The organism is Bacillus sp. FSL W8-1202, from assembly GCF_038006165.1.
Classification (GTDB): domain Bacteria; phylum Bacillota; class Bacilli; order Bacillales; family Bacillaceae; genus Bacillus; species Bacillus subtilis.
Window position 1 is genome coordinate 2,362,377 of sequence record NZ_JBBOUR010000001.1, and the last position, 12,920, is coordinate 2,375,296.

14 protein-coding genes, 1 tRNA gene, 2 pseudogenes and 1 riboswitch are annotated in these 12,920 nt (G+C 42.2%); of the genes and pseudogenes, 6 read left to right on the top strand and 11 right to left on the bottom strand.

Translation table 11 applies throughout. The features are described 5' to 3' along the window. Nucleotides 1-34 precede the first annotated feature (34 nt). Nucleotides 35-289 (top strand): hypothetical protein, encoded by a 255-nt coding sequence (locus NSQ09_RS12270; protein ID WP_003232866.1) that lies wholly within the window; start codon nucleotides 35-37, stop codon nucleotides 287-289. Nucleotides 290-360: 71 nt separating this feature from the next. Here the strand turns inward: NSQ09_RS12270 and NSQ09_RS12275 are convergent, their stop codons facing one another. The 3 genes from NSQ09_RS12275 to NSQ09_RS12285 are packed head-to-tail and all read right to left on the bottom strand — an operon-like array spanning nucleotide 361 to nucleotide 2,061. Beyond that, nucleotides 361-783: a GNAT family N-acetyltransferase gene (locus tag NSQ09_RS12275; RefSeq protein WP_043940093.1), complete on the bottom strand. Its 423-nt coding sequence runs from the start codon at nucleotides 781-783 to the stop codon at nucleotides 361-363. Nucleotides 784-786: 3 nt separating this feature from the next. After that, on the bottom strand, nucleotides 787-1,302 hold the full coding sequence (locus tag NSQ09_RS12280) for a YjcG family protein (RefSeq protein ID WP_003232861.1): 516 nt from the start codon (nucleotides 1,300-1,302) through the stop codon (nucleotides 787-789). 36 nt (nucleotides 1,303-1,338) lie between these two features. After that, nucleotides 1,339-2,061 (bottom strand): esterase family protein, encoded by a 723-nt coding sequence (locus tag NSQ09_RS12285; RefSeq protein ID WP_029726266.1) that lies wholly within the window; start codon nucleotides 2,059-2,061, stop codon nucleotides 1,339-1,341. 167 nt (nucleotides 2,062-2,228) lie between these two features. Continuing rightward, nucleotides 2,229-2,349, top strand: a riboswitch (SAM riboswitch). Between the two features lie 67 nt (nucleotides 2,350-2,416). Here NSQ09_RS12285 and metI point away from each other — a divergent pair. Both metI and metC read left to right on the top strand, forming a co-directional pair. Continuing rightward, on the top strand, nucleotides 2,417-3,538 hold the full coding sequence (metI, locus tag NSQ09_RS12290; protein WP_003232857.1) for a cystathionine gamma-synthase/O-acetylhomoserine thiolyase: 1,122 nt from the start codon (nucleotides 2,417-2,419) through the stop codon (nucleotides 3,536-3,538). Then, on the top strand, nucleotides 3,531-4,703 hold the full coding sequence (gene metC / locus NSQ09_RS12295) for a cystathionine beta-lyase (RefSeq protein WP_017695700.1): 1,173 nt from the start codon (nucleotides 3,531-3,533) through the stop codon (nucleotides 4,701-4,703). Before metI ends, metC begins: the two co-directional genes overlap by 8 nt. A 32-nt stretch (nucleotides 4,704-4,735) precedes the next feature. Here the strand turns inward: metC and NSQ09_RS12300 are convergent, their stop codons facing one another. Continuing rightward, the gene (locus NSQ09_RS12300) at nucleotides 4,736-5,281 is read right to left on the bottom strand and encodes a GNAT family N-acetyltransferase (protein ID WP_003232852.1); all 546 of its coding nucleotides are present in this window, start codon (nucleotides 5,279-5,281) and stop codon (nucleotides 4,736-4,738) included. 69 nt (nucleotides 5,282-5,350) lie between these two features. Continuing rightward, nucleotides 5,351-6,541: a DUF819 family protein gene (locus NSQ09_RS12305; RefSeq protein WP_029726265.1), complete on the bottom strand. Its 1,191-nt coding sequence runs from the start codon at nucleotides 6,539-6,541 to the stop codon at nucleotides 5,351-5,353. Between the two features lie 172 nt (nucleotides 6,542-6,713). Between NSQ09_RS12305 and NSQ09_RS12310 the strand changes: the two genes are divergently transcribed. Further along, nucleotides 6,714-6,786 (top strand) — tRNA-Val (locus tag NSQ09_RS12310). A gap of 133 nt (nucleotides 6,787-6,919) precedes the next feature. On the opposite strand, the pseudogene NSQ09_RS12315 reads toward NSQ09_RS12310, so the two are convergent. The 4 genes and pseudogenes from NSQ09_RS12315 to NSQ09_RS12330 form a co-directional block, all read right to left on the bottom strand. Further along, nucleotides 6,920-7,221, bottom strand: a pseudogene (locus tag NSQ09_RS12315) (contact-dependent growth inhibition system immunity protein). A gap of 54 nt (nucleotides 7,222-7,275) precedes the next feature. Beyond that, nucleotides 7,276-7,584, bottom strand: a complete 309-nt coding sequence (locus NSQ09_RS12320) for a hypothetical protein (protein ID WP_046664079.1) — start codon at nucleotides 7,582-7,584, stop codon at nucleotides 7,276-7,278. Nucleotides 7,585-7,617: 33 nt separating this feature from the next. Next, nucleotides 7,618-8,010 carry a CDI toxin immunity protein gene (locus tag NSQ09_RS12325; RefSeq protein WP_003232847.1) on the bottom strand — a complete coding sequence of 131 codons (393 nt, stop codon included), beginning with the start codon at nucleotides 8,008-8,010 and terminating at the stop codon, nucleotides 7,618-7,620. A gap of 11 nt (nucleotides 8,011-8,021) precedes the next feature. Beyond that, complete coding sequence (locus tag NSQ09_RS12330; protein WP_032677399.1) at nucleotides 8,022-9,800, bottom strand: T7SS effector LXG polymorphic toxin; 1,779 nt, start codon at nucleotides 9,798-9,800, stop codon at nucleotides 8,022-8,024. Nucleotides 9,801-9,936: 136 nt separating this feature from the next. Between NSQ09_RS12330 and NSQ09_RS12335 the strand changes: the two are divergent. Next, nucleotides 9,937-10,041 (top strand): annotated as a pseudogene (locus tag NSQ09_RS12335) (peptidoglycan-binding domain-containing protein); the annotation flags it as partial. 50 nt (nucleotides 10,042-10,091) lie between these two features. Here the strand turns inward: NSQ09_RS12335 and NSQ09_RS12340 are convergent. Both NSQ09_RS12340 and NSQ09_RS12345 read right to left on the bottom strand, forming a co-directional pair. Further along, a protein-coding gene (locus NSQ09_RS12340) for an IS3 family transposase (RefSeq protein ID WP_088272564.1) occupies nucleotides 10,092-11,281 on the bottom strand; the annotation gives its coding sequence in 2 pieces (ribosomal slippage) (nucleotides 10,092-10,981 and nucleotides 10,981-11,281; 1,191 coding nt in all). Nucleotides 11,282-11,387: 106 nt separating this feature from the next. Next, nucleotides 11,388-11,624, bottom strand: a complete 237-nt coding sequence (locus tag NSQ09_RS12345; protein ID WP_003232845.1) for a hypothetical protein — start codon at nucleotides 11,622-11,624, stop codon at nucleotides 11,388-11,390. 120 nt (nucleotides 11,625-11,744) lie between these two features. Here NSQ09_RS12345 and NSQ09_RS12350 point away from each other — a divergent pair. Continuing rightward, nucleotides 11,745-12,895, top strand: a protein-coding gene (locus NSQ09_RS12350) for an IS3 family transposase (protein WP_087614160.1) whose coding sequence is annotated in 2 segments (ribosomal slippage) — nucleotides 11,745-12,018 and nucleotides 12,018-12,895 — 1,152 coding nt in all. Because the reading frame shifts where the segments join, the coding sequence is not laid out codon by codon here. Nucleotides 12,896-12,920: the final 25 nt, after the last annotated feature.

Genomic DNA, 12,920 nt, shown 5'->3' on the forward strand with positions numbered 1-12,920 from the left:
AAGGGAAAAGAGACAGCAGAGGGGTGGGTATTGTATGATATATGCAGGTCAAATTCAGAACCAGCAATACGCTCAATATGCTAATAGAACGATTGGACATAAGCAGGATTATGCCGGAACCGAAAAAATCAGCTATGTCCCGTTTCAGCGGGTATACAAAGAACTGGAAAAGCAGCAGGAGAATCAAACGGCCGCTGAAAGAAAAGTAAACGAGATGAAACGTAAGCGCTCTCTTTATAAGAGGTTGCGAGAAAAAGGAATGGGCACATATATTAATCGATATGTATAAAAAACCGTTCATACCAGAGAACGGTTTTTTATATGCGAAAAAAATCCGGATCTCAAAAGATCCGGATGCGTTCAGTCCTTCATCATTTGTAAGTGCGGAATGCCGGCATCGAGGAATTCTTTTTCAGAAAGCACGCGATACCCGTGTTTCTTGTAAAACGGCACAGCCTGTGTTTGCGCGTTTAAAATGAAACCGTAAGCGCCTCCGTCTGCTGCGGCTTTTTCGAGCGCTTTCATAATGATGCCGCCGACACCGGCTGAGCGGTGGCTTTTCAGTACGCAAATGCGCTCTAACTTGCCGTAGCCGTCCTTCATGCGCCATCTTCCGGCACCGACAGGCTTTTCACCGTCATACACGACGATATGCTCTGACTCATTTTCAAGTTCGTCAATTTCTTCTTCAGCAGGCACGTTTTGTTCTTTGACAAAGACTTCTTCTCTTACATAGAATGCATCTTTCAGTTGTTCTTCATTTTTTGCGATAACTGCTTTCAAACATTATTCTCCTCTGCCTAGCAAGAAGGTTTCATATACTGTCCACGATCCGTTTTCCAGCTGGTAAAGCAAGTGGAAACGGTCAACGATTTCTTCATGCGACACTTCCTGCATTTTTAATTGTCCCAGCACATCTGAATGCTCATCGTCGGAAAGGTTTTGGCCGACCGTCACATGCGGAACGAAATTATATTCCTGTTCTCCTGCCAACACACCGGTGTATAGCTTTTCATTGAGTGTTTTTAACTCTTCCGTCGGTTCTGCTTTGATGTAAATGACATTATTGACAGGCGCAAATGAGCTGTATTTTGTCATTTTGAGAACGAGTGGGTGGGACTCTTTTGCGATGTTTCTTAAATGTGATACGAGCTGATCCGCTTTCTCCTCCGCGCATTCAAAGGATGCTCTCAGCGTCAAATGAGGCGGGATCAGAGAGTAGCTTGGGTCATAGCGCTTTCTGTAAGAGTTTGCAAGGTCTTGGAGCTTTTTTGATGGAAATAAAACGATTCCGTATTTCATATTATGTCCCTCCTGGAAATAAAGTATGATAGAGTGTTAAAGCATTTTTTTCAGCGCCGGGGTGATGAGCGGCTGCCAGTATGTCCATTTGTGGTCTCCGTCAAATGGCTCGAAATCATAATCGGAAAGCTTTTTCTCCAGCAGCTGTTTCAGCTCCCGGTTCGGTTCTGTAAAGTCCAGAATGTTCCCGTCTGTCGTGTGGACGTCAGTTTCTTTTGTTCCGATTTGGTGATAAATAGAGAGGTGTTTGATATCGCCTGACTGTTTCACGGCTTCTAGTACATGTTTGTCAACATAGGGAGACTGCATGATGATGTTGCCAAACATATTCGGATAATCAAGCGCTGTCATAAGTGACACGGTCGCTCCGAGTGAATCACCGATCAGCGTTCGGCCGTAACCGATCTGATAGGTTGGATACTCATCATCTGCAAAAGGAACGAGCTCATGGGCGATGAACCGTTTATAAGCCGAAAATTTTGAACCCTCCGGATGATAAGTGTTTCTGCGCTCTTTTACATCCTTATAAGGAACACCGATAATAATGCTCCGGTCTATTTCGCGTTTCGACAGCAATTCCTCAACCTGTCTGCCGATCCTCCCCAGCCTGAAATAATCGTGGCCGTCCTGCGCGATAATAACATGGTATTTATAAAGCGGGGAGTAGTTGGACGGCAGGTAAACAAGCAAGGTCATTTCCTCGTTAAGCTCTTTTGAAAAGAATTTCTTTTCTTGCACTGTGCCGTTTTTCGGTGCCATAAAAACATTCCTCCAGGACATCACTATACTTTCTTGCATTTTCAATTATTGTACCATGAATTATTAGAAATTTCTCTCTTTAAACGGTTCGGCACACGAAGAAAAAAGTGTTGAAATAAACTGTGAATTGCGCTAATATAAAACAATCAGAAAATTGAAATCGATATTTCTTATCGTGAGAGGTGGAGGGACTGGCCCTTAGAAACCTCAGCAACCGGCTTGTTTTGCATGTGCAAAGCGCCAAGGTGCTAAATCCAGCAAGCGTTTTTTATGCTTGGAAGATAAGAAGAAGCGTTAAACCCCTTCTTCTTATGAAGAAGGGGTTTTTATTTTGAAAAGGGAAGGTGTCAGCTATATGTCACAGCACGTTGAAACGAAATTAGCCCAAATTGGGAACCGTAGCGATGAAGTCACGGGAACAGTGAGTGCTCCTATCTATTTATCAACAGCATACCGCCACAGAGGGATCGGAGAATCTACCGGATTTGATTATGTCCGCACAAAAAATCCGACACGCCAGCTTGTTGAGGACGCCATCGCTAACTTAGAAAACGGCGCGAGAGGGCTTGCTTTTAGTTCGGGAATGGCTGCTATCCAAACGATTATGGCGCTGTTTAAAAGCGGAGATGAACTGATCGTTTCATCGGACCTATATGGCGGCACGTACCGTTTATTTGAAAATGAATGGAAAAAATACGGATTGACTTTTCATTATGATGATTTCAGCGATGAGGACTGTTTACGCTCTAAGATTACGCCGAATACAAAAGCGGTGTTTGTGGAAACGCCGACAAACCCCCTCATGCAGGAGGCGGACATTGAACATATTGCCCGGATTACAAAGGAGCACGGTCTTCTGCTGATCGTAGATAATACATTTTATACACCGGTCTTGCAGCGGCCGCTTGAGCTGGGAGCTGACATTGTCATTCACAGCGCAACCAAGTATTTAGGCGGGCATAACGATCTGCTTGCTGGACTTGTCGTGGTGAAGGATGAGCGGCTCGGAGAGGAAATGTTTCAGCATCAAAATGCGATCGGTGCCGTCCTGCCGCCATTTGATTCGTGGCTTCTGATGAGAGGAATGAAGACGCTGAGCCTCAGAATGCGTCAGCATCAGGCAAACGCGCAGGAGCTTGCGGCGTTTTTAGAAGAGCAGGAAGAAATTTCGGATGTGCTGTATCCCGGAAAAGGCGGCATGCTGTCCTTTCGTCTGCAAAAAGAAGAATGGGTCAATCCGTTTTTAAAAGCACTGAAGACCATTTGTTTTGCAGAAAGCCTCGGCGGGGTGGAAAGCTTTATTACATACCCTGCGACCCAGACGCACATGGATATTCCTGAAGAGATCCGCATCGCAAACGGGGTGTGCAATCGGTTGCTGCGCTTTTCTGTCGGTATTGAACATGCGGAAGATTTAAAAGAGGATCTAAAACAGGCATTATGTCAGGTCAAAGAGGGAGCTGTTTCATTTGAGTAAACACAATTGGACGCTGGAAACCCAGCTCGTGCACAATCCATTTAAAACAGACGGCGGAACCGGGGCGGTCAGTGTACCGATTCAGCACGCCTCGACTTTTCACCAATCTTCATTTGAAGAGTTCGGGGCATATGATTACAGCCGCTCTGGCACGCCGACAAGAACAGCTCTCGAAGAAACAATTGCCGCATTGGAAGGCGGAACAAGAGGATTTGCTTTCAGTTCAGGCATGGCTGCCATCTCAACAGCATTTTTACTGCTGTCACAGGGTGATCACGTTCTTGTGACAGAAGATGTATACGGCGGAACCTTCCGTATGGTGACAGAGGTGCTGACCCGGTTTGGCATTGAGCATACGTTTGTCGACATGACGGATCGTAATGAAGTGGCGCGGAGCATCAAGCCGAACACAAAGGTCATTTATATGGAGACACCGTCAAATCCGACACTTGGGATTACGGATATTAAAGCGGTTGTTCAGCTTGCAAAAGAAAACGGCTGTCTGACCTTTCTGGACAATACATTCATGACACCGGCACTGCAGCGACCGCTTGACCTCGGCGTGGATATTGTACTTCACAGCGCGACAAAATTCTTAAGCGGACACAGCGATGTGCTCTCAGGTTTGGCTGCTGTCAAAGATAAAGAGCTTGGGAAGCAGCTGTATAAGCTGCAAAACGCGTTCGGCGCCGTCCTTGGCGTACAGGATTGCTGGCTTGTCCTGCGCGGATTAAAAACATTGCAGGTCCGTTTAGAGAAAGCGAGTCAAACAGCCCAGCGGCTTGCGGAATTTTTCCAGAAGCATCCGGCGGTGAAGCGCGTGTATTATCCGGGACTGGCTGATCATCCCGGCGCTGAAACCCATAAAAGCCAGTCAACGGGAGCGGGCGCCGTACTATCTTTTGAGCTTGAAAGCAAAGAGGCCGTTAAGAAGTTAGTCGAGAATGTGTCACTGCCGGTCTTCGCTGTCAGCCTTGGTGCCGTGGAATCGATTTTGTCCTATCCGGCAACGATGTCTCACGCGGCAATGCCTAAGGAAGAGCGTGAAAAACGCGGTATCACTGATGGCCTGCTCCGTCTGAGTGTGGGCGTCGAACATGCAGACGATTTAGAACACGATTTCGAACAAGCGCTGAAAGAAATTGCTCCAGTTGCGGTTCGTTAAAAAAGAAGCCGGGGATGGCCCGGCTTCTTTTATTATTGTTCGTCATCAGGATTCAGAATCGCGAGGACTTGATGATCCTCCCAAACGCCATTAATTTTTACATTTTTTCGGGCGATGCCTTCTTTATGAAATCCCGCTTTTTCTAAAACACGCATGGACCCGAGATTACGGGGCATCACACCGGCTTCAATCCGATGCAGTTTCAATTCGTGGAACGCATAATCAACAACCAATCTGACTGCCTCTGTCATAATGCCCTTTCCATTATGGGCTTTGTCTAAAAAATACCCGATGAACGCAGTTTGCAACGCGCCACGGATGATTTGAAAGAGCGAAACCGTCCCGATTAATCTATCGTCTGACGCTGTAAAGATGCCAAAATGATATTCTTCATCTTTCTCAAGTCTTTCCTGATACTCGGTTATCCGTTTTCTTTGCCCCTCAACCGTATAGTAATCGTCTGCGCGTATCATAGAAAACTGTTCGAAAAAATCCCGATTTTCGCTTTGCAGCCGCAGATTTTCTTCGGCATCCGTTACTTCTAAAGGTCTAACATAAATGGTTTTTCCTTTTAACATACAGTGATCTCTCCGTTCTCGTGTCAGCTTTCCTCTTACATTATTCTCAGGGAAATGCAAATATCCTTTTTATAAGAAGGAAGAAAACCAATTTCCAATAAAAGTGCCAACATAGTTGCCGATTAAGTAGCCGAGCGTACCGACAAGCATGATCGGGGCGACAAGCTCCCGCCATCCCTTGGCAATTGCCATCGCAGCCGCAGTCGTCGGTCCCCCGACAGTAGCGTTGACGGCGAGCAGAATTTCTTCAAGCCGCACGCGGAACAATTTTCCGGCAGCTAAGGAAACTGCTAAATTGCTGATCGCAATGATAAACACGAATAATAGAATAAGAGGCGCATTCGTGACGATTAAGCGGAGATCTGCAGGAATGCCGATCACCACAAAAAACAAATAAATCAAAAAGGTTCCAAGTTCCTGAGATCCATTGAGCCTTTCAAAAAAACGCGGGAAAAGAAAAATGATAAGAACAGTTAAAGACGTAAGCACCAGGTACTGATCGCCAAGCGTACCGGTCAGCAGGGGATGAGAAAAAATGCTTTTAAAATAACCGGAAACCTTCATACTAACCGCAACAAGTGCGAAAGCGGCACCGGCATTAAATGCGATATCCTTTAAGGAAATATCCTTCCGTTTCCAATAGCTTTCAGCACTGTTTCCGCTGTTTCCATCGGCTTTTACCTTCTCTTCAAACGGCATGGCATAATGCCGCTGAAACCATTTGAGTGCAGGAATGCTGATTAAAATAAAAAACAAAAGCGCCATCATAAAATTATCAGCCACAACGGTAGCCGACACATATTCACCAGGCGTCTCAAATTTTGCCGCCATCGCCGCAAAGTTGACCCCGCCGCCGATATAAGAGGCGCTGATCATCCCGCCGATTTTATCGAGATAGGGAATATGCTGTTTGAGTAGAAAAAAAGCCAGGATACTGCCAAGCACTGTTCCAACGGAGCTAATCAGAAAAATAAACAGCAAACGCCTGCTTTCCTTAAAAATTTGCCTAACATTGATCTGAAACAATAAAAGTGGTATCGCCAGTGGTACCACATAAGACCACACAGTGTCATACACAGGCGACTCAACAGGAAGCACTCCTACATTTGTAAACACCATAGCACCTGCAAGGGCAATAATAGCGCCCGACACAGCAGAAGCCCACTTAAAGCGCTGCTCCAGCCCGATACTCACTGCCGCCCACACCGCAATAAACCCCCATAATACCCAAACATCATCGGAAGAGATCAAAGAATGCAAAACCCCATCACCTCTATTGTTGGAAAATTAAGACATATTATAATAGCCGGGGAACGGAACAGCAAGTCCAAAAAAAGTTTTTCTAAAAAAGCAGTTGACGAATAGAAGGGAAGGTTATATAATAGAACTTGTCAGAAAGACAATAACATACCCAGCAACACATACATATCATGATTCCGTAGCTCAGCTGGGAGAGCGCTACCTTGACAGGGTAGAGGTCGCTGGTTCGAGCCCAGTCGGAATCATAGCTTAAACCCTTGCGTAGCAAGGGTTTTTTACTTTGCCTATTTATTGATTTTGTCATCATTCATCGAGTTGGGGACGGAAGTTTTTTTAAGCTGATTTTGAAGTGAATTCAAAATCAGCTCTGTTTCTATGCTAGGTTAAAGTTTCAATATTCTTTTCGATTTTTTGAATAACTTGTTCGAGCCATATGATTGGAGATACGCCGTAACTAAGAACGTCCACTCCGTCAGCAGCTTCATCGATAAAATCATTCTTTTCTTCATCCGAATAATCGCTGTTAATAAAATCTTTCAATGCAACTATATCAGTTTCTTGCTCTTCTTTTGGAATCTCTTCTAGTATTCGTCCAGTGCTGATTCTGGAGAATCAATATCCTGATGAAAATAACCGCCAAGGAATCCAAATACAGAATCAGAAACTTCGATTTCTATCATTACTTATCACCACCAAGAAACTGGTAACTTTAAATCTGAGAGATGGTACGTATCTTATTCTATATAACTTTCTGCTATATCAATATAATTTGTCATTTCTAAATCAGGGTACTTTTCATCTAATTTTCTTAAACAATTAATAAGTTCTTTACTTTGCAAACTTTCAGCTAAATCTTCAAATACTTCACTGATCCAATATAAATCTTCTTTATTACAATTTTCTAGATAGCTAATTGAATTTTCCTCATTTTCTGAGAGTACTTCAATTATTTCATCCCAACTCTTTTGAATTTCATAGTCATCATTAAGATTAAGTTCTTTTCTTTTAATTAATATAGCTTCCATTTTTTTCTCTAAGTTCATATTGGTCCTCTTAACTAAGAAGGGCTATTATTTTCAGCTTGCTTTTCCTATTGTTACATCTCCATCATGGAAAAATTCAATAACATAACCAGATTCGCTGAACATGAAAGTATCTGAACCTACAGCAGTTACATCATCAATTACGTTTAAAGCGTTGTCTAAGCTGGTTTTTACAGCTGGATAATCACCATAAGCCCAGAGGAGAATAACATTTTTGTCATCTATTTTATTCTCAATTAACCATTCGTCGATATCTTCAGCATAATCAATAGATCTGTGAGTAGTTACTTCATCCCATTTAATTCTTCCCCATGATGTGAAGGGGAAGCTTTCGCCAAGTTGTTCATGATATTTGCGTGTCTCAGAAATAGTGAGGACTTCTTTGTTATCTCCAAGAGCTTCTAGACATTCTTCGTATAAAGTCATATTAACACTTCCTATTTATTTAAATGTTTTAAAAGGGATTTATAAGTATCTTCGTTTCCGTTAAAAGGTATATAATATTTCTTTGCCTTATCTCCTTTTCCATTTCTATAATCCTCAACATTTATATGAGGTCCCTTTTCGGGGTCATAATCTAATCTCCAAAGGACTTTATTATCTCCAGACATTCGGCCAGTAACTTTACCAAAGCCTGCGCTTTTAGATAAAGTACCTATAAAAGGTTTTGAATCTATTCCTAAATCACCAATTAGATTTAGCGCCTCATTTCTAGCTTGTTCATATGTATCTACCTTTGGAAGCGCGACTTCTCTTGATTTTTTGGAAAGGCCTTTTTTAACTGTCTTGTTGTTTGATGACTTACCATTGATTGATTTAAAGAATACACTATCTTTAGTGGAATCGGCTATTCTTTTTAGGAGCGGCGTATTTTTAACGTTAATAGTATTCCCGGCGTCTTGTAGAATCCCTTCTAATGCAGGAGTATATCGATTAACATAAGGTTTGACAGATGGATTGCCATTCTTAATCTTTTCACTAGCTGCTTTCCCAACTTTAGCAAGATCCTTCGAGCCTGTTGAGACAGATGACTTTCCACCTTTCAATAACAGAAGACTTCCGCCCAAATAAGTAACATAGTGCATCCGTGTATATGCATCCCCGTGAATCATTTTTTTATCCCAATTATCCTTCAATGTGTCAACCATACTTTGAAAGGCAGCTTGATAGTCGTATTCCAAAACGGTATCCAGCACTTTTTGAGGCTCCTTGTTTAAGTTGTCAATTGTCCAACCGATATTCCATCCGAATTGAATGGCTCCTTCACCGGTATCCTTGGCAAGATCGTATATACCAACAATCGCACCCTTGGCGCCATCACCTATGATTTGCAACACTTCTTTTCCGTTATCCATGAAAGCTTTACGCTGTTCAAGAAATGAAACAAATTCAAGCTGTTCAGGGGTAAGGTTCTCATAGCCGACCTTCTTGGCAATGTCTAAGTATTCATCTGGATCCGTCACTCCGTCAGCTAGCTTCTTTTTCAGCTCTTTGATTTCTCGTTCTTTCGCTTCATCTTTCTTGATCTTCAAATAAGCTTCAGTCTGTTTTTCAATATCGCCTTTTTTCTTATGTATGTCACTCTCTCTGTACGCTTTGGCGTTATAGTGAATCGGTGTGGCGTTTTTCCCTTTTCCTGTGGATTCCTCAAGCTTTTGAAAGTCCTTCTTGATGAATTGCTCGTTTGGCTCTGACTGAGCATATTCAGAAACAAGTGCTTCGTCAACACTGCCTACTTTATTGACTGTTTTTTTGCGTTGGTTCTCCGCATCGGCAAGTTCGTCTTTAAAGGTTTCTGTCGAGAACAAATCAAGCGGAAGAATATCGTCGATATCATGTAAGATATCTTTCATCATTTTCTTTTGTTCAGACATTATGGATTTTGATTTTGTGTAGGCGTTAGCCAGCTCGTGTTCTAAGAAGGATTCTTCTATGTATGCATCAGACAAGCTGGCGTCCTCTAAAGTGCCTGAAATGCTTGTTAAGAAAGCAATTTTCATATCAAGTAAGTCAATCCAATTGTCAGCTACACCGGCATGATCTTGGTAAAATACTTTGATGTTGTCGGCACCTTTTCCAGAAAACTCACTGTCATCTAAATCAGCTACAGCTTTAAAAGCCTTTTTTAGATTGACCATCTGACTTCTTAATTCTTTGTATTCCTTTGCACGTCTATCTGCTTCTGAAAGCAGTGATTTGGCTTCAAATACTTTCATGATCATATCCTTTCGTTTGAATAGCTCCAACAAGATTTTACCATGGGAAAATGAAGAAATAGACAGCGATGTAATTCAAAAGTGTGAAATGAATAATTTGATCTGTGTCAATTTACCTATTCGGATTATTTGTTTGGAAACTAATGACGCAGTAAGACGATTCCAGCTGATGAATGGTTTAAATCCTAATGGCATTTATGGCCCGAAAACTAAAGCGAAGCTCGAATCCCTTCTTAAATAAAAAGCCCTTCCCGTGGTCTTACCCCTGTCAAGTAGACAGCCATAAAAAGCCTAAGCAACCAGTGTGTTACGGTATTCTACCGGAGCACACTGGTTTAATTTTTTCTGGAATCGTTCGTGATTATAGAACTGGATGTAATCTTTAATGCTTTTGTGGAGCTCTTTTTCAGTTTGGCATGAAGAAAAGTATGTATTCTCTGTTTTGAGGTGCGAGAAAAATGATTCGATACAGGCGTTATCCAGGCAGTTTCCCTTACGGGAATGGCTGCCCTTCAAACCAACGGTTTCAAGTCGCTTTTGATATGCTTTTGTTGTGTATTGGAATCCTTGATCAGAGTGGAGAATGGCCCCTTGGACATCCCGTTGAGCTGTTAAACTTTCCACTGTTTTCATCACCAGTTCAAGATCATTTCGCTTTGACAGTTTCCATGCGACAACCTCATTGTTGTAAAGATCTTGTACTGCAGAAAGATAATAGAATCGTTGTCCGCAAGCAATATAGGTAATATCGGTTACATATAACTGATTAGGCTGATTGGTTTGAAATTCTCGGTTAAGCCGGTTTGGCAGGACAACCGATGCCTTTCTTCCAAAATAACGACGCTTTTTTCGAATAATCGAGTGGATGTTCATCTCTCTCATCAATCTGTAAACACGCTTATGGTTGACGCAGAAACCTTCTTTCTTTAAAGCGACAGTAATCCGAGGATAGCCATAGAAAGGGCGTGAATGATGAATCGCCATGATGTGCTCTTTTATGATCTGATCTCTCTGTTGCCTTGCCATTCGAAACCTTTGAGCCTTGCGCCATTTATAGTACCCTGACCGTGACACTTTGGCGATACATACCAGCCATGTAATCGGATAACGGTCCTTCAATTCGTGAACAGCTTCAAATCGTGCTGCCTTCAAAATCCGTCCTCCCCATGCAGATTTGGATAGCGCTTTTTTAGGTATTCGACCTGTGCCTTTAAATAATCTCGTTCTTCCTCAACACTTTTAAACGTTGTTTTAGGGCGTCCAATAAAAGGATTGTCTGACTTTGTATCTTTTCCCCTTTGATCATCAAAAGACTTGCCTTCCCGATATGTTTTCACCCAATTTTTGAGCTGGGTTGAACTTCGAAGCCCTAATTCTTCAGCTAACGTGTTATAGCTTTTGTTTCCTTCCTCGTACATTTTGACAGCTTTCATCTTAAATTCTTTCGTATAGTTCTGAAAGTGTTGCCCTTTTCTCGCCATAAAAAATCCCCTCCACGTATAGTGTAACAGCCACTTTTGAAAAGCGGGCTTTTTACACTGTCTACTTAGAGGGGATAATATCACCCGATTGGGAGGGCTTTTTCTCTTATTTAATAGAAACGTGATGTGTGTACCAGTTTCCGGTTGCAGTGAATCGTAATTCCATATGGCCGTGGCGGTTACCTCCATACTTTACAAACGTGTAATCAGAATTGGCGATTGCATCCTTAGCCGTTTTATCAATGTTTGCAATTTTCTTGGAAGTGATTTTACCATTAATTAGAAGCAGGCCGGAAGAAGTATCGACTGTATGATGAGTGAACTGAACTTTTGGAAGGTACATCTTAATAGAAAAACCCTTCTCTATAAGGGACTGACCCCATAAGATGAGACAAATAAAAACACCTTCAAGTTTGAATACGGATGATTGTTATCCGAAATTAGACTTGGAGGTGTTTTTTCTATGGGGACAAGAGTGAGTTATCCGGTTGAAGTGAAACAGAAGGCTGTAGAAATGAGATTGGCAGGCGTACCTATGAAAGAGATCATGCAGGAGTTGAATATCAAAAATAATACGCAGATTAAGACATGGGTCAGATGGTATAAGGCTGGTGATACACATCGATTTGAACAGCCTGTTGGTAAGCAATACACTTATGGAAAAGGTCCGGAGTATTCTTCCGAATTAGAGAAACTGCAGGCAGAGAATCGATATCTGAGACAACAGAATGAAGTGTTAAAAAAGTACAACGAATTGGAAAGGAAGTTGATAGCCAAACGTCAGTCGAACTTGTAGAAGAATTGCACAGCACAATGACCGTGCAGGATATCTGTATTCATTTAGGTATCTCTCGCTCGTCTTATTATCGTTGGAAGAAGAATCTGAAGAAAGATCATCCCAAGCGCCATTTAGAAAAACAAATCGGCACGTTGTGCCGAGAGCACCAGTATCGATATGGATATCGAAAAATCACAGCTATATTAAAAAAGAGAATGTGTATTAACCATAAAACGGTTCAGCGTATTATGCAGAAAAATCAGTGGCAGTGCCGGGTTAAGGTGAAAAAGCGCAAGAAGAATGGGCAGCCATATGCCGTGGTCGACAATATATTAGATAGGAACTTTCAGTCTGATCATCCTCTTGAAAAACTAGTAACAGACATCACGTATTTGCCTTATGGACAGAAACAATTGTACCTTTCCAGTATATTGGATGTATATAATGGAGAAGTGATTGCTTTTACGATTGGAGATAAGCAGGACACAGACTTTGTCTTACACACACTTGATCAACTGCCAACACTGCCTGAGAACTGCGTGTTACATAGTGACCAAGGATCTGTGTATACATCTTACGAGTATCAGAAAGCTGTTAAAACAAAAGGCATTACCATGAGCATGTCCCGCAAAGGGACACCCGCTGATAATGCCTCCATCGAATCGTTTCATTCCTCACTAAAGTCTGAAACGTTCTATCTTAACAGCATTGATCGAACCACGACCGCCATCGTAGAACGCACTGTCATAGAATACATTCATTATTATAACAATATTCGTATTCAAACGAAACTAAACAACCAATCACCGATAAATTATCGGCAATTGGCTGTTTAAAAGGTGTTTTGATCCCTGTCTCAAA